Origin of the sequence: Achromobacter insuavis (genome assembly GCF_902859645.1) — a bacterium.
Classification (GTDB): Bacteria; Pseudomonadota; Gammaproteobacteria; order Burkholderiales; family Burkholderiaceae_B; genus Achromobacter; species Achromobacter insuavis.
Genome location: NZ_CADIJR010000016.1, coordinates 78,850 through 94,998, shown reverse-complemented (window position 1 = coordinate 94,998; position 16,149 = coordinate 78,850). Strand labels below are relative to the sequence as shown.

Below are 16,149 nucleotides of genomic sequence, written 5' to 3'. Positions count from 1 at the left end.
GTGAAACGCCTTTGCGCCGATGATAGTGGACGGACGTCTGTGAAAGTAGGTCATCGTCAGGCTTTTATTCCGCAAAACCCCATAGGCTCTCGCCTGTGGGGTTTTGTCTTTGGTGCGCGCGGAAAACCCCAAAAAGAAACCCCCGCGCGGCTGGCGCCGCACGGGGGTTTTTGCTTGTTGGGCTGACCATCTATTGGTGTATTTGCAGCCGTCTGCAAGGTGGCCCGCTAACCAAAACACATGACAGCCCCAATGTGGATGCATTGGGAGGCCGGCTTCAGCTCAGCGATGCCGCCCCGGTGTAGTCCTGGCGGTCAATGCCGTGGCGCTGCAACTTGTCGTAGAAGGTCTTGCGTGGGATGCCCAGCGCTTCCAGTGTCGCGCGGACGTCGCCCTGGTGGGCGGCGAGCGCTTCGCGAATGAGCTGGGCCTCGAAACGCTCCATCTTTTCCGGCAGCGTACCCGGTGTGGATTCCTGCTCCGGCAAGGCCGCGGCGGGCGTGTTGAGCACGCCCAGGACGAAGCGTTCGGCGAAGTGTGCGAGTTCCCGCACATTGCCCGGCCAGTCGTGCGTCAGCAGGTGGCGCTTGATGTCGGCGGGCATGTCGGGAATGTCGCGCTGGAAGCGACGAGAGGCGTGTCCCAGGTAGTGGGCCAGCAGCAGCGGGATGTCTTCGCGACGTTCGCGCAGCGGCGGAATGCGGATGGTGACCACATTCAGGCGGTAGAACAGGTCTTCGCGGAATTTGGCGCGGATGGCCGGGCTGCCCAGGTCTTCCTTGGTGGCGGCGACGACGCGCAGGTCCAGACTGCGGACTTCGTTGCTGCCCAGGGGGGTAATCTGGCGCGATTCGAGCACGCGCAGCAGCTTGACCTGTACCGCCAGCGGCATGCTTTCGATTTCGTCCAGGAACAGGGTGCCGCCGCTGGCGTGCTCGATGCGGCCGATGCGCCGCTTCTGCGCGCCGGTGAAGGCGCCGGCCTCGTGGCCGAACAGCTCGCTTTCGATCACGCTTTCCGGCAGCGCGCCGCAATTGATCGCGACCAGTGCGTGATGGCGCCGGCGGCTCAGGCGATGCAGGGCGGTGGCGACCACTTCCTTGCCGGTGCCTGTTTCGCCTTCCACCAGCACGTCGACGTCGGCATCGGCGATGTGGCGCAGCGTCTGCTTGATGCGCTGCATCGCCGGCGCGGTGCCGATGAAGGGCACTTCGTCGGCTTCGACCGCGAACGCGGCTTCGCGCAGGCGGCGGTTCTCCAGCACCAGGTGACGTTTCTCGGCGGCGTGGGTGATCGCGGTGACCAGGCGATCGGGCGGATAGGGCTTGGCCAGGAAATCATAGGCGCCATCGCGCATGCATTGCACCGCCATGGCGATGTCGCCGTGGCCGGTGATGAGGATGACGGGAATTTCCGGGTCGATAGCCCGCAGGCGCTGGAACAGCTGCAGCCCGTCGATGTCGGGCATGCGGATATCGGTGACCACCACGCCGTCGAAATCACGATTGATCGTGGCCAGCGCGCCGCGCGCGCTGGCATGGGCGTCGACCGCGATGCCGTGCAGCTTGAGCGTCTGCACGTTGGCGCGGCGCAGTTCCTCGTCGTCGTCGATGAAGGCGACGCGGGGCACGGCCGGCTTGGCGCGGGGATCTTCCAGCAGGGAGGCCCCGGGCATGGCGCCTGGCGGCGCCGGTTGGGAATGGTCGGTGTCAGGGACGCGGGTCATGGATCGAAGGCGGCGACTTGCGCAGCGTCAGGGTGAACATTGCGCCGCGGCCGGGGCCGTGGGGCGCGGGAAAGATGGCGTCGCCGGGATGGGCGGCGCGGAGGTCGCCGCCGAATTCGGCGACGATGTCGCGTGAGATCACCAGGCCCAACCCCAGGCCTTCGGCCTTGGTGGTGTGGAATGGCGTGAAGAGGCGGGCGCTGGCTTCGGGCGACAGGCCCGGGCCGTTATCGTTGACGAACAATTGCACCGAGGCGCCCATGTCCTGCAGCGCGATGATGATGCGGCCGTCGGCCTGGCCCTCGAGCGCATCCATGCCGTTCTGCAGCAGGTTCACCAGTACCTGTTCGAGGCGTATGCGGTTGGCCTGCACTAGGTAGTCCTGTTCCACCGGCGGGCGTTGCAGCACCACGCGCTGGCGCCTGGCGCGCGGGCCGACCAGCAGCAGCGCGCCGTCCAAGGCTTCCTTCAGGCTGGTCGGGCCGACCGAAGCGCCAGCCTTGCGCGAGAAGGCCCGCAACTCGCCAGTGATATGGCCGATGCGGTCGGTGAGCGAGGCAATGGTGCCCAGGTTTTCCTCGACGGAGGCCGGGTCCTGGCGGCGCAGGAATTCGGCGGCGTTGTCGGCATAGGCGCGGATCGCGGCCACCGGCTGGTTGATCTCGTGCGCGACGCCGGCGGCGACCTGGCCCAGCAGCGCGAGCTTGCTGGCTTGCACCAGCTCGTCCTGCATGGTGTGCAGGCGCGCCTCGGTGCGCTGGCGTTCATCCATCTGCGCCAGCAGTTGCTGGTTGACCTCGCGCAGTTGCGCGGTGCGTTCTTCTACCTGGGCGGCCAGCTGCTGTCGCACGGCCATCTGCTGGGCGGCGCCTTCACGGCTGCGATGGCGACGGTAAAGCAGGATGCCGATGATGGCGGACAGCACGCCCTGGGCCAGCAGGGCGCCCAATTGCGCATTGGCGGTGGCGCGGTTCAGCGCGGATTGCACCGGCGACAGCAGGTGCAGCGTCCAGCCTGGCGATTCCACGATGGGCAGGGTGGTGTGCAGCAGCGGCGCGCCCGCAGGGATCTGCGGCAGGGCTTCGTCGGATCGCAACAGCTGGCCGCCGCTGACGGTTCTCGGGGTGGGCTGCAAGGGCAGCGGCTGGAACATGGCGTCGCCGAACTGCAGGCTGGTGCGCAGAGTCTGGGCCAGGTCGGGCGCCAGTGGCTTCAGCACGCGGAAACGCCAGTCGGGCACGCTGCCCAGCAGCACCACGCCATGTTCGTCGGTGACGAAGATGGGCGCGTTGGACTGGCGCCAGTCGGCTTCCAGGTCGCGGAAGTCGACCTTCAGCACCACGACGCCGAGCATCACGCCGTTAGTGTCATCGACCCGCCGCGACAGGTACAGGCCGGCTTCGTGGCTGATGGTGCCGAGCGCGAAATGCTCGGCCGAGCCATGCGCCACGGCGCCGCGGAAGTACGGCCGGAACTGGTAGTCGACGCCGACGAAGGTGGCGGGTTCGCGCCAGTTGCTGGCGGCGATGGCATAGCCGGTCTGGTCCAGTACGTAGATGGCCGAGGCGCCCACGCCGCGGCTCAGGGTGTCGAGTTTTTCGTCGAGCGATTCGATCTGCGCCGCCGTGGGATTCTGCAGCGTGGCGCGCAGATCGACATCGCGGGTCAGGACGAAGGGCAGCGCGCGGAATTTATCCAGGTTGTTGCGCAGCAGGGCGGCGTTGATCTGGCCCGCGCTGCGGGCCTGCAGATAGGCTTCCTTGAGGGCGCCGTCGCGCGCCCATTCGCTGGCGGCATGCAGGATGCCGAATACCACGGCCACGGCCGCCAGAATCAGCAGGGCCCAGGGCCACGCCGGACGGCGCCGGGGCGCGGCGCCATCCGCTTGGGCAGGCGCCGCCGCGGGCGCGGCCTGGGGGGAAGGGCGAGTGGACATGATGTTGTGCGGTTTTTCGCACATTCTAGCTGAGTTCTGTGTGATATTTCGCCATTCTTTTCTTCACCATCCTGGGCGCGTCTGAAAAATCGTAGCTGAATCAAGGGCTTGAATTCAGGGGACGATCTGTCCCGGGTTGGCACGGCATTTGCATATAGCTGGGCAAGCCCGGCGATATTGCTCATCGGGTGAAATCGGCCTGCGGAGATACGCACGGCTTTAAAAGAGATAACGCCCCGATACCCGCTGCGCATCGTCGCATGGAGCATGGGGCCCCTGGTGGGGACAAATCCCGATGATCGAAGTAGATCAAAGCGCGCCCGCGCGCAAGCTCAAGTTCTATCAAATCCTGTACGTGCAGGTGCTTTTCGCGATTGTGATCGGCATTCTGCTGGGCTATTTCAAGCCCGACCTCGGCCAGGCCATGCAACCCCTGGGTGATGGCTTCATCAAGCTGGTGAAGATGATCATCGCCCCGGTGATCTTCCTGACGGTGGCGACCGGTATCGCGGCCATGAGCGACCTGAAGAAGGTCGGGCGCGTGGCGGGCAAGGCCATGCTGTACTTCCTGGTGTTCTCGACCCTGGCCCTGATCGTGGGCATGGTGGTGAGCCACATCGTGCAGCCGGGCGCCGGCATGCACATCAATCCGGCCACGCTGGACCAGAAGGCGGTGTCGGGCTATGTCGCCAAGGCGCATGACTCGACCATCACCGGCTTCCTGCTGAACGTCATCCCCACCACGATCTTCAGTCCGTTCGTCGGCGGCGATATCCTGCAGGTGCTGTTCGTGGCCGTGCTGTTCGGCATCGCGCTGGCCCAGGTCGGCGAGCGCGGCAAGCCGGTGCTGGACTTCCTGACGGCGTTGGCCCAGCCCATCTTCAAGCTGGTTGCGATCCTGATGAAGGCCGCGCCCATCGGCGCCTTCGGCGCCATGGCGTTCACCATCGGCAAGTACGGCATCAAGTCGATCATCAACCTGGCGATGCTGGTGGGCACGTTCTACGCCACCTCGGTGCTGTTCGTGGTGGTCGTGCTGGGCCTGGTGGCGCGCTACAACGGCTTCTCGATCCTGAAGCTGGTGCGCTACATCCGAGAAGAACTGCTGCTGGTGCTGGGCACGAGCTCGTCGGAAGCCGCGCTGCCGACGTTGATGCAGAAGATGGAACGCGCCGGCTGCTCGAAGTCGGTGGTCGGCCTGGTGGTGCCCACCGGTTATTCGTTCAACCTGGATGGCACCAACATCTACATGACGATGGCGGCGCTGTTCATTGCCCAGGCCTGCGACATTCCGCTGTCGCTGGGCGACCAGATCCTGCTGCTGCTGGTGGCGATGCTGAGCTCCAAGGGCGCCGCGGGCGTGACGGGCGCCGGCTTCATCACGCTGGCCGCGACGCTGTCGGTGGTGCCGACGGTGCCGGTGGCCGGCATGGCGCTGATCCTGGGCGTGGACCGCTTCATGTCCGAATGCCGTGCGCTGACCAACCTGGTCGGCAACGCCACCGCCGCCGTCGTGGTGGCGCGTTGGGAAGGCGAACTGGACAAGGACCAGCTGCATGCCGCGCTGGAAGGCGAGGCGCCGGCCGCGCAGCCGCAGGCGATGGCGCGAGTGTCGACGTCGCAGAGCTGATCGCCACGGCTTGATCATGGCAAAAAGCCCCCGGACCTTGCGGCCCGGGGGCTTTTTAATGGGATCGCGCGCAATCAGGGAATCGCGATGCCGGCGGCCCGCAACAGGTTGGCGGTTTCGAACAGCGGCAGGCCCATGACGCCGGTGTAGCTGCCGTCGATGTTCGCGACGAAGGCGCCGGCCAGGCCCTGGATGCCGTAGGCGCCGGCCTTGCCGAACGGTTCGCCGCTGTCGCAATAGCGCGCGATTTCGTCGAGTTCGAGCGGACGCATCCGCACGTGGGTGATCGAGACCGCTTCCAGCAGGCGGTCGCCCGTCCACAGGGCGACAGCGGTATGCACCTGGTGCGTCTGGCCCGACAGCGCCCGCAGGATGCGGATGGCGTCGTCGCGGTCGGCGGGCTTGCCCAGCACCTGGCCGTCGAGGATGACGGTGGTGTCGGCGGCCAGCAGCGGCAGGACGGGCAGGGCTTGCGCGCGCAGCCAGTCGCGGCCGCGCTCGGCCTTGTCGCGCGCGGTGCGCTGGACATAGTCGGCGGCGCTTTCGCCGGGGTGCTGCGGTTCGTCTTCGCCGGGCGGCGCGGGGACGCGCAGCACCTCGTGCGCCAGGCCGATCTGCGTCAGCAGTTCGCGCCGGCGGGGGCTGGCGGAGGCGAGATAGAGGCGTGCGGGAGTGTTGGCGTCAGTCATGGGAGGCGGCGCGCGGCGGACGCGCCAGGCTGGCGCCAGGCGTCATGCCTCAGGCGCGGTGATAGGGATGGTTGGTCATGATGGCCCAGGCGCGATAGAGCTGTTCGGCCAGCACCACGCGCACCATGGGGTGCGGCAGCGTCAGCGACGACAACCGCAATTGGCCGCTGCACGAGGCCTTGAGGTCGGCATCCAGCCCGTCCGGGCCGCCGACCAGGAAGGCGACGTCCTGGCCGCCCGCGCGCCATTGCTCGAGCTTTTGCGACAGCGCCATGGTGGTGAGGTCGCGGCCGCGTTCGTCCAGCGCCAGGCGCAGCGCGCCGGCCGGCAGGGCGGCCTCGATGCGCTTGGCCTCGGCGGCCATCATCTGGGCCGGGGTCTTGCCGGTGGTGCGGGACTCGGGCTTGATCTCGCGAAGTTCGAGCGCGCAGTCGGGGGGCAGGCGCTTGGCGTAGTCGTCCCAGGCGGTCTGCACCCAGTCCGGCATGCGCGTGCCCACGGCGGCGACGATCAGCTTCACGACGTGCCTTAGTCGTCGGTGCTGTCGTAGGCGCTGTCGCTGGCGATCGGCGCGACCCGGGTGGATTCCGGCAGCAGCTTGACGCGCACCGGCTTGCCGCCCCAGATCTCTTCCAGGTTGTAGTACTGGCGGATGGCGGGTTGCATGATGTGGACCACGACGTCGCCCAGGTCGACGACGACCCATTCACCGGTGTCCTCGCCTTCGATGGTGATGCCGGAGAGGTCGAGCGCGCGCCCGCGGTCGGCCACGCTGGAGGCCAGCGCCCGCGTCTGGCGGTTGGAGGTGGCGCTTGCAATCACGACGCGATCGAACAGGCTGGTCAGATGCGTGGTGTTGAAGACCTTGATGTCTTGCGCCTTGACGTCTTCGAGGGCGTCGATGACGGCGCGTTGGAGTTTCTGAATATCCATAGCTGCAAATATAACCCGCTCACGGACGGCGGGTGCCGGTTCCGTGGCGCTGCGCGCCCGGGCGGGATGGGTTTATCGGTAAAGATGGTGCGCCGCAATATAGGCGGCGACGGAAGGGGCCAGCAGGCCGTCGGTGGATTCACCCCGGGCCAGGCGCTCGCGGATCTGCGAGGCCGACACCGGCATCGGGGCAAACGGCAATTCTTCCAGCTGGCGCCCCTGCTCGCGCAGGCAGTCGGCCAATTCGGCCGGCGGCGCCAGCGGCGTGCCGGGCCGCGTCGCGACGGCCAGGTCGACCAGGCCGACGATGTCGCGCCAGGACTGCCAGGTGCAGAAATTGGCCAGCTGGTCGGCGCCCAGCAGCCAGACGTAGCGGGCACCCGCGGGCAGGGCGCGCAGGGTGTCGATGGTGTAGGTGGCGCCGCCGCGCTCGAGTTCGATCGGGTTGACGACCAGGCCGTCGTGGCCGGCGATGGCCAGTTCCAGCATGGCGCGGCGCTGGTCTTCGGTGGCGTTCAGGGCCGCGCGCTGCCACGGGTTGGCCGCCGGGATCAACTGCACCTGGGCCAGGCCGAGCGCGCGCAGGGCGTTGTCGGCGAGCGCGACATGCGCGACGTGGACGGGGTCGAAGCTGCCGCCCAGGAGCCCGATACGCGTCACACCCAGTCCCGCGGCGTCAGGTAGGCGGCCAGCCCGGCTTCGGGCGTGCCGGCTTCCGGGTGCCAGTCGTAGCGCCATTGCGCCAGCGGCGGCATGGACAGCAGGATCGACTCGGTGCGGCCGCCGGATTGCAGGCCGAACAGCGTGCCGCGGTCGAACACCAGGTTGAATTCGACGTAGCGGCCGCGGCGATAGGCCTGGAAATCGCGCTCGCGCTCGCCGTAGGGCGTGCCGCGGCGGCGTTCGACGATCGGCAGGTAGCTGTCGAGGAAGGCGTCGCCGACCGAGCGCGTCAGGGCGAACGAGGCGTCGAAACCCGGGGCGTTCAGGTCGTCGAAGAAGATGCCGCCGATGCCGCGGGTTTCGTTGCGGTGCTTGAGGAAGAAGTATTCGTCGCACCAGCGCTTGTAGCGCGGGTAGTAGTCGGCGCCATGGCCGGCCAGCGCGTCGCGGCACACCGCGTGGAAGTGGCGCGCGTCTTCCTCGAAGGGGTAGTAGGGCGTGAGGTCGATGCCGCCGCCGAACCAGAACACGTCGGCTTCGTCATGGCCGGGGCGGGCCGCGGCGACGAACATGCGCACGTTCATGTGCGTGGTGGGCACGTACGGATTGCGCGGATGCAGCACCATCGACACGCCCATGGCTTCCCAGGAGCGGCCGGCCAGTTCGGGCCGGTGCGCGCTGGCCGACGGCGGCAGCTTCGAGCCGCGGACGTGGCTGAACAGCACGCCGGCGCGCTCGAACAGCTGGCCGCCCTCGAGCAGGCGCGAGACGCCGCCGCCGCCCTCGGGCCGGACCCATTCGTCGTTGCGGAAGGGGCCGCCCTCGGCGGCCTCCAGCGCGGCGACGATGCGGGACTGCAGGCCGGTGAGGTAGCCGCGGACGTCGGCGACGGGCAAGGCGTTCATCGGCGCTTCCGGTTACGCGTTGGACTTGGGCTTCTGCTGCGACGGCTTGAGCGCGCGCCAGCCGATATCGCTGCGGTACTGGCGGCCGTCGAAGTGGATGCCGTCGATCGCTTCGTACACGCGGTCGCGCGCCATCTTGACCGAGTCGCCCAGCGCCGTGACGCACAGCACGCGGCCGCCGGTGGTCTGGGTTTCCTCGCCTTCCAGGCGGGTGGCCGCGTGGAACACCATGCAGTCGTCGGCATCGGCCGGCAGGCCGCGGATGACGTCGCCGGTGCGCGGGGTGTTGGGGTAGTTGTGCGAAGCCAGCACCACGCCCAGGGCGGTGCGGCGGTCCCAGGTGATGTCGGCCTGGTCCAGCGTGCCTTCGACGGCGTGCTCGAGCGCGTCCAGCAGGTCGCTCTTGACGCGCATCATGATCGGCTGGGTTTCGGGGTCGCCCATGCGGCAGTTGAATTCCAGCGTCTTGATGTCGCGGTCGGGGTCGTCGCCGGGGGCGATCATCAGGCCGGCGTACAGAAAGCCGGTGTAGGGGATGCCGTCGCGCGTCATGCCCTGCACGGTCGGCAGGATGATTTCGCGCATGATGCGGTGGTGCAGCTCGGGCGTGACGATGGGGGCGGGCGAGTAGGCGCCCATGCCGCCCGTGTTCGGGCCCTGGTCGCCGTCCTGCAGGCGCTTGTGGTCCTGGCTGGTGGCCAGGGCCAGCACGTTGCGGCCGTCGCACATGACGATGAAGCTGGCTTCCTCGCCCACCAGGCATTCCTCGATGACGACGCGCGCGCCGGCTTCGCCCATGGAGCCGTCGCCCAGCATGGCGTCGACGGCGGCGTGGGCCTCTTCGAGCGTGGCGGCGACCACCACGCCCTTGCCCGCGGCCAGGCCGTCGGCCTTGATCACGATGGGGGCGCCTTCCTGGTCGATGTAGGCGTGGGCCTGGACCGGGTCGGTGAAGGTGGCGTAGCGCGCGGTCGGGATGTTGTGCCGGACCATGAAGGCCTTGGCGTAGTCCTTGGAGCTTTCCAGCTGCGCGGCGGCCTTGGTCGGCCCGAAGATCTTCAGGCCGCGGGCGCGGAAGACATCGACCACGCCGGCGGCCAGCGGCGCCTCGGGGCCGACGACCGTCAGGGCGATGCCTTCGCGCTGGACGAAGTCAGCCAGTTCCTCGGCATTGGTGAGCGGGATGTTTTCCATCTGCTCGGCCCGTTGCGTGCCGCCGTTGCCCGGCGCCACGTACACCTTGTGTACGCGCGGGGAGCGGGCCAGTCGCCAGGCGAGGGCATGTTCGCGGCCGCCCGAGCCAATTACCAGGAGTTTCATTGTTGCGTGATTCTTAAGGTTGCCAGTCGAGTGTCGCGAGACAACTTACTGCGCTTCGTCGAAAATGACGGTGGTATAGACTTCCTGCACGTCGTCCAGGCCTTCCAGGGCGTCGAGCAGTTTCTGCATCTTGATGGCGTCTTCGCCGGCCAGTTCGGTTTCGTTCAGGGCCTTCATGACGATGCCGTCGACTTCGGCCTTCAGGCCGGCGTCGTCGAACGCCTTGCGCACGGCGGCGTAGTCGGTCGGGGCGCAGATGACTTCGATCACGCCTTCCTCGTCGGTGGCGATGTCTTCGGCGCCAGCCTCGAGGGCGGCTTCCATGACCTTGTCTTCCGGCGTGCCGGGAGCGAACACGAATTGGCCGCAGTGCTTGAACATGAAGGCGACCGAGCCTTCCTGGCCCAGGTTGCCGCCGTTCTTGGCGAAGGCGTGGCGCACTTCGGCCACGGTGCGGGTGCGGTTGTCGGTCATGCAGTCGACGATGACCGCCGCGCCGCCGATGCCGTAGCCCTCGTAGCGCACTTCCTCGTACGCTTCGCCGTCCGCGCCGCCCGCGCCGCGCTGGATGGCGCGCTGGATGTTGTCCTTGGGCATGTTGGCGTCGGTGGCCTTGTCCCAGGCCATGCGCAAGCGCGGGTTGCTGTCCGGGTCGGGGCCGCCGGCGCGCGCCGCCACGGTGATTTCACGAATGATCTTGGTCCAGAGCTTTCCGCGTTTGGCGTCTTGGCGGCCTTTGCGGTGCTGAATATTGGCCCATTTGCTGTGTCCGGCCATGGCTTCCCAGGATAAATTGTCTGCAAAAACGGCATTTTACCGTGCCGGCGGCCTGCGCGCCCGGGAGTCGCCCGCCTGTGTCCATATTGCCACGCGCACAAGCGCCACCGCAGGCTCTACACTTGGGCATCTGAGTCATCCGGTCCGGAGAGTTGCCCATGCCCAACCCCATCGTCATCGCCAAGAATGCGCAGACCGAGTTGGCGCTGCTGCCAGCCCTGGCCAACCGCCACGGCTGCATCACCGGCGCCACCGGCACCGGCAAGACCGTCACCCTGCAGGTCCTGGCCGAATCCTTCTCGCGCCTGGGCACGCCGGTCTTCATGGCCGACGTCAAGGGCGACCTGACCGGCATTTCGCAGGCCGGGGTGGCCAGCCCCAAGCTGCAGGAGCGGCTCAAGAACCTCGGCCTGGACGAACCGGCCTGGGGCGCCAGCCCGGTGGCCCTGTGGGACGTGTTCGGCGAGCAGGGCACGCCGGTGCGCGCCACCATCACCGACATGGGGCCGCTGCTGCTGGCGCGCATCCTCGAACTCAACGACACCCAGGAAGGCGTGCTGACGCTGGTGTTCAAGGTGGCGGACGACGAGGGCCAGCTGCTGCTGGACCTGAAAGACCTGCGCGCCATGCTGCAGAACGTCGCCGACCGCGCCGCCGAGCTCAAGACGCGCTACGGCAATGTGTCCGCCGCCAGCGTCGGCGCGATCCAGCGCGGCCTGCTGGCGCTGGAGTCGCAGGGCGCGGAGAAATTCTTCGGCGAGCCGATGCTGGACGTGGCCGACCTGATGCGCACCGACGCCCAGGGCCGCGGCATCGTCAATGTGCTGGCCGCCGACAAGCTGATGCAGGCGCCGCGGCTGTATGCGATCTTCCTGCTCTGGCTGCTGGCCGACCTGTACGAGAAGCTGCCCGAAGTGGGCGACGTCGACCAGCCCAAGCTGGTGTTCTTCTTCGACGAGGCGCACCTGCTGTTCAACGACGCGCCGCCGGCCTTGCTGACCAAGATCGAACAGGTGGTGCGGCTGGTGCGTTCCAAGGGCGTGGGCGTGTATTTCGTGACGCAGAATCCGCTGGACATTCCCGACACCGTGCTGGGCCAGCTGGGCAACCGGGTGCAGCACGCGTTGCGTGCCTTCACGCCGCGCGACCAGAAGGCCGTCAAGACCGCGGCCCAGACCATGCGGCCCAATCCGGGGCTGGATATCGAGGCGGCCATCACCGAGCTGGGCGTGGGCGAGGCGCTGGTGTCGCTGCTGGACGCCAAGGGCCGGCCGATGCCGACCGAGCGCGCCTGGATCGTGCCGCCCGGCAGCCGCATCGGCCCGGCCACCGACGCCGAGCGCCAGGCCTTGCGCCAGGGCAGCCCGATGTCGGCCAAATATGACAAGGCCATCGACCGCGAGTCCGCCTACGAGGTGCTGGCTGGACGCGCGGCGGCGCCGGCCGATCAGGCGCCTGGCAAGGCCGCGCCGACGCCGACCGCGGGCGGCGCGCCCGCCGAGGCACAGGGCGGCGGCCTGATGGACAGCCTGAACGATGTGCTGTTCGGCTCCACCGGCCCGCGCGGCGGCAAGCGCGACGGTGTGGTGCAGACCTTCGCCAAGAGCACGGCGCGTTCGATCGCGACGCAACTGGCGCGCGGCATCCTGGGATCGCTGCTGGGGTCCAAGACGCGCCGTTGAATTCTGTATTCCATCTTCGGAACAAACCGAATCCGGCGCTGTAACGTCGGGTAGTACGTTGTTTGTAACTTGGGGTATTGCGTTACCGCCATTTATGCCTATGATTCTGGGCGATGTATTCCCGGAAGACAAAGGAAAAAGTGGTGGCAAAAAAACACAAGATTGCGGTGATCCCTGGGGACGGAATCGGCAAGGAAGTCGTTCCGGAAGGCCTGAAAGTGCTCGACGCCGTGGCGTCACGCTTCGGCATTGATTTCCAGTGGGACCACTTCGACTGGAGCTGCGATTATTACGCCAAGCACGGCAAAATGATGCCGGATGATTGGCAGCAGCAGATTGGCCAGCATGAGGCGATTTTCTTCGGCGCCATCGGCTGGCCGGCCACGGTGCCCGACCACGAGGCGTTGTGGGGCTCGCTGTTCAAGTTCCGCCGCGAATTCGACCAGTACATCAATCTGCGCCCGGTGCGCCTGATGCCCGGCGTGCCGTCGCCGCTGGCCGGCCGCCAGCCTGGCGAGATCGATTTCTTCATCGTGCGCGAAAACACCGAGGGTGAATATTCCAACAGCGGCGGCGTGCTGTTCGGCGGCACCCAGCGCGAAGTGGTCATCCAGGAAAGCGTATTTACCCGCATCGGCGCCGAGCGCGTGCTGAAATTCGCCTTCGAGCTGGCCCGCAAGCGCGGCAAGCACCTGACGGCGGCGACCAAGTCCAACGGCATTTCGATTTCGATGCCCTGGTGGGACCAGCGCGTGGCGGAAATGGCCGGGAACTATCCGGATGTCCGCTGGGACAAATATCACATCGATATTCTGTGCGCGCACTTCGTGCAACATCCTGATTGGTTCGACGTGGTCGTGGCTTCCAACCTTTTCGGCGATATCCTTTCCGATCTCGGCCCCGCCTGCACGGGGACGATCGGTATCGCGCCGTCGGCCAACCTGAACCCCGAACGCAAATTCCCGTCTCTGTTCGAACCCGTGCATGGTTCCGCACCCGATATTTATGGCAAAGGCATCGCCAACCCGATCGGCCAGATCTGGAGCGGCGCGCTGATGCTGGATTTCCTGGGGTATGACGACGCCTCGGCGGCCGTGGTTCGCGCTATCGAGACGGTGCTGGCCGACGGTCCGCGCACGCGCGACATGAAGGGCACCGCGTCCACCGCCGAAGTAGGCGACGCCATTGCGTCGCTGATCGCGGCGGTCTAGCGCGATGCGTTGCCAGGGGGCCCAGACCATGGTCGATTCCATCGCCTCCCCCTCCGCCCCCGTGGGCGGCAGTCGTGCCGACCGCTTTGCCCGCAAGCTGTTCCGGATGCTGCGGTCGCGCACGCAACGCCACAATCAGCACCTGTGGCCGTTCGTGCGCATCTGGCGCAATCCGGCCGGGGTGATCTGTGGCTTCCGCGCGTTTGGACGGTCTGTACCCATCACGCCGTTGGAGCAGGGGTACGACCCCGACGACGACGAGATGCACCTGATCCTGAGCGGGCCGTCGATCGCCGAGATTCCCTATGACCGCCTGGACATCCGGGTGGCCATGGGGGTGAACGGCTCCATCGCGCTGGCGCGCAAGTTCAATCTGCAGTTCAAGTACTACTGCATCATCGACCAGAATTTCGTGCGGGACCGCATTGATCTGGTGCGCGAGATCGTCGCTTGCGACCTGACGTTGTACGTGCTGCCCGACGTGCTGCGCTACATCATGCAGGGGATTCCGCAGGAAGATATCCGCTGCCGCATCTGCATCATCGAGTTCATTTCCGAGCGGGCCTACCAGCGCAGCGCCGCGCCCGCGGTGCTCAAGCGCATGGTGGCCGCGTCGCCCGACCTGCGGCTGCTGGACGCCAAGCAGGGCCTGGGCTACAGCTTCGACGCGTCGCTCGGCGTGTTCGACGCGGACACGGTGGCCTACGTGGCGCTGCAGGTGATGATCTCGGGCGGCGCGCGCAAGGTCTACCTGCACGGCCTGGACCTGACGCTGCAGCACGGCATGCGCTTCTACGACGAAGGCGAGACGCCGCAGACCAGTCGGCTGGCGCGCAACTTCGCCCGTCTCATCGAGCCGTCGTTCCGCTTCGCCGCGCAGCAGTGGCGCGGACGTGGCGTGTCGGTGATCAACCTGTCACCGGTGAGCGCGCTGCCGCCGGAAGTGATCGAAAGGCAGGACTGGCACACGCTGTTGAAACATTGAAAAAAGGCCCGGCATCCGCCGGGCCTTTTTTTGTGCGCGCCTTGCCAGAGACAAGGCGGGGCTGCTCTCAGTGGGCGCCGGCCGCGGCTTCCGCCGCGCCGCCGCCGCCGCCCGCCTTGGTCGAGCGTGGCCGGGCGAACCAGACCAGGCCGGTGAGCAGCAGGAAGATCACCGCCGAGGCGTAGAAGACATCCACCGCGGACATCGTGAATGCCTGCGCGTTGATCAGCCGGTCGACCGTGCTCAAGGCCTGTTGGTGCGACATGCCGACCGTATTCTGCAGGACGTCGAGCGTCTGATCGAACGCCTGCTGGCCGGGCCGCGCGGATTCGGTCAATTGCACATGGTGCAACGTGGCGCGGTTTTCCCACAGCGTGGTCGCGATCGAGGTGCCGAAGGCGCCCGCGGTCAGCCGCAGGAAGTTCGACAGGCCCGAGGCGGCCGGGATGCGCCAGGGTTCGATGCTCGACAGCGTGATCGAAGTCAGCGGCACGAAGAACGCCGCCATGGCCGCGCCCTGGATGATGGTCGGGATCATCAGCGTGCGCACGTCGGTCTGGGTGTTGAAACCCGAACGCATGAAGCACACCAGCGCGAAGATCAGGAACGCCACGGTCACGATCTGGCGCGGGTCGCGGGTGGCCAGCATCTTGCCCACCATCGGCGTGAGCAGGATGGCCAGCAGGCCCACCGGCGCCGTCACCAGGCCGGCGTAGGTGGCGGTGAAGCCCATGTAGCTCTGCAGCCAGAGCGGCAGCAGCACCACGTTGCCGAAGAACACGCCGTAGGCCACCGCCAGCGTCAGCGCGCCGACCGTGAAGTTGCGGATCTTGAACAGGCGCAAGTCGACCACCGGATGCGCGTCGGTCAGTTCCCAGATCAGGAAGAAGACGAAGGCAACGAAGGCAATGGCGGCCAGGGCGATGATGGTGGGGCTGGCGAACCAGTCCAGTTCCTTGCCCTTGTCGAGCATGATCTGCAGCGCGCCGACCCACACCACCAGCAGCACCAGGCCGAGCTTGTCGATCGGCAGCTTGCGCGTCAGCGATTCGCGGTTGCCGTAGATGCGCCAGCTGATCCACGCCGCCAGCAGGCCCACCGGCACGTTGATGTAGAAGATCCAGGGCCAGGTGTAGTTGTCGGAGATCCAGCCGCCGAGCAGCGGCCCGGCCACCGGCGCCACCAGTGTCGTCATCGACCAGACCGCCAGCGCCATGCCCGCCTTGGACTTGGGGAAGCTGGCCAGCATCAGGGTCTGCGACAGCGGGATCATCGGCCCGGCCACGGCGCCCTGCAGCACGCGGAACGCGATCAGGGCCTCGAGCGAGGGCGAGAAGCCGCACAGCCACGAGGCCAGCACGAACAGCAGGGTGGAGATCAGGAACAGCCGCACCTGGCCGAAGCGCTGCGTCAGCCAGCCGGTCAGCGGCACGGTGATGGCGTTGGCCACCGCGAACGAGGTGATGACCCAGGTGCCCTGGCTGGAGCTGACGCCCAGGTCGCCGGAGATGGTCGGGATGGACACGTTCGCGATCGAGGTGTCCAGCACGTTCATGAACACCGCCGTGGACAGCGCGATCGACCCGATGATGCGGGTGGCGCCTTCCAGCGGCGGGTAGGTCCCTGGCGGGAGTACGGTCGGCTCGGCGGGGGCGCCGCCGGCCGCGGGCTGAGCGGTCGTGCTCATGGGAA

The 16,149-nt window shown here is 67.2% G+C and carries 15 protein-coding genes; 5 read left to right on the top strand and 10 right to left on the bottom strand.

Annotated elements, in window-relative coordinates:
* On the top strand, window positions 1-186 hold a 186-nt coding region (locus tag H0523_RS32130; protein WP_218950878.1), incomplete at its 5' end, for a hypothetical protein.
* A 91-nt stretch (window positions 187-277) separates the two neighbouring features.
* Here the strand turns inward: H0523_RS32130 and H0523_RS11645 are convergent.
* Window positions 278-1,675 (bottom strand): sigma-54-dependent transcriptional regulator, encoded by a 1,398-nt coding sequence (locus H0523_RS11645; protein WP_054434186.1) that lies wholly within the window; start codon window positions 1,673-1,675, stop codon window positions 278-280.
* A gap of 34 nt (window positions 1,676-1,709) precedes the next feature.
* Window positions 1,710-3,662, bottom strand: coding sequence for a sensor histidine kinase (locus H0523_RS11640; protein ID WP_231690000.1), 1,953 nt, complete (start codon window positions 3,660-3,662; stop codon window positions 1,710-1,712).
* Window positions 3,663-3,957: 295 nt separating this feature from the next.
* On the opposite strand from H0523_RS11640, the gene H0523_RS11635 reads away from it, so the two are divergent.
* Complete coding sequence (locus H0523_RS11635; protein WP_054434188.1) at window positions 3,958-5,292, top strand: dicarboxylate/amino acid:cation symporter; 1,335 nt, start codon at window positions 3,958-3,960, stop codon at window positions 5,290-5,292.
* A gap of 74 nt (window positions 5,293-5,366) precedes the next feature.
* On the opposite strand, the gene H0523_RS11630 is transcribed toward H0523_RS11635, so the two are convergent.
* The 7 genes from H0523_RS11630 to H0523_RS11600 form a co-directional block, all read right to left on the bottom strand.
* On the bottom strand, window positions 5,367-5,981 hold the full coding sequence (locus H0523_RS11630; RefSeq protein WP_054434190.1) for a Maf family protein: 615 nt from the start codon (window positions 5,979-5,981) through the stop codon (window positions 5,367-5,369).
* A gap of 49 nt (window positions 5,982-6,030) precedes the next feature.
* Window positions 6,031-6,501 (bottom strand): 23S rRNA (pseudouridine(1915)-N(3))-methyltransferase RlmH, encoded by a 471-nt coding sequence (rlmH, locus tag H0523_RS11625; protein WP_054434192.1) that lies wholly within the window; start codon window positions 6,499-6,501, stop codon window positions 6,031-6,033.
* Between the two features lie 8 nt (window positions 6,502-6,509).
* On the bottom strand, window positions 6,510-6,914 hold the full coding sequence (gene rsfS, locus H0523_RS11620; RefSeq protein WP_049075289.1) for a ribosome silencing factor: 405 nt from the start codon (window positions 6,912-6,914) through the stop codon (window positions 6,510-6,512).
* A 72-nt stretch (window positions 6,915-6,986) separates the two neighbouring features.
* Window positions 6,987-7,574 carry a nicotinate (nicotinamide) nucleotide adenylyltransferase gene (gene nadD / locus H0523_RS11615; RefSeq protein ID WP_054434194.1) on the bottom strand — a complete coding sequence of 196 codons (588 nt, stop codon included), beginning with the start codon at window positions 7,572-7,574 and terminating at the stop codon, window positions 6,987-6,989.
* Window positions 7,571-8,482 carry an oxygen-dependent coproporphyrinogen oxidase gene (hemF, locus tag H0523_RS11610; protein WP_054434196.1) on the bottom strand — a complete coding sequence of 304 codons (912 nt, stop codon included), beginning with the start codon at window positions 8,480-8,482 and terminating at the stop codon, window positions 7,571-7,573. The genes nadD and hemF overlap by 4 nt, the downstream gene beginning before the upstream one ends.
* A 12-nt stretch (window positions 8,483-8,494) precedes the next feature.
* Complete coding sequence (purD, locus tag H0523_RS11605; RefSeq protein ID WP_054434198.1) at window positions 8,495-9,802, bottom strand: phosphoribosylamine--glycine ligase; 1,308 nt, start codon at window positions 9,800-9,802, stop codon at window positions 8,495-8,497.
* 45 nt (window positions 9,803-9,847) lie between these two features.
* A complete protein-coding gene (locus tag H0523_RS11600; RefSeq protein WP_054434200.1) occupies window positions 9,848-10,579 on the bottom strand; it encodes a YebC/PmpR family DNA-binding transcriptional regulator in 732 nt (243 codons plus the stop codon).
* Between the two features lie 158 nt (window positions 10,580-10,737).
* Here H0523_RS11600 and H0523_RS11595 point away from each other — a divergent pair, with 158 nt between their 5' ends.
* The 3 genes from H0523_RS11595 to H0523_RS11585 all read left to right on the top strand — a co-directional run bounded on the left by H0523_RS11595 (window position 10,738) and on the right by H0523_RS11585 (window position 14,457).
* The gene (locus H0523_RS11595) at window positions 10,738-12,261 is read left to right on the top strand and encodes a helicase HerA-like C-terminal domain-containing protein (RefSeq protein WP_054434202.1); all 1,524 of its coding nucleotides are present in this window, start codon (window positions 10,738-10,740) and stop codon (window positions 12,259-12,261) included.
* Window positions 12,262-12,404: 143 nt separating this feature from the next.
* Window positions 12,405-13,472, top strand: a complete 1,068-nt coding sequence (locus tag H0523_RS11590) for a tartrate dehydrogenase (protein WP_054461310.1) — start codon at window positions 12,405-12,407, stop codon at window positions 13,470-13,472.
* A 28-nt stretch (window positions 13,473-13,500) separates the two neighbouring features.
* Window positions 13,501-14,457, top strand: coding sequence for a WaaZ-like lipopolysaccharide core biosynthesis protein (locus tag H0523_RS11585; protein ID WP_054434203.1), 957 nt, complete (start codon window positions 13,501-13,503; stop codon window positions 14,455-14,457).
* A 67-nt stretch (window positions 14,458-14,524) separates the two neighbouring features.
* Here H0523_RS11585 and H0523_RS11580 read toward each other — a convergent pair whose 3' ends face one another.
* The gene (locus H0523_RS11580) at window positions 14,525-16,144 is read right to left on the bottom strand and encodes a DHA2 family efflux MFS transporter permease subunit (protein ID WP_054434205.1); all 1,620 of its coding nucleotides are present in this window, start codon (window positions 16,142-16,144) and stop codon (window positions 14,525-14,527) included.
* Window positions 16,145-16,149 lie beyond the last annotated feature (5 nt).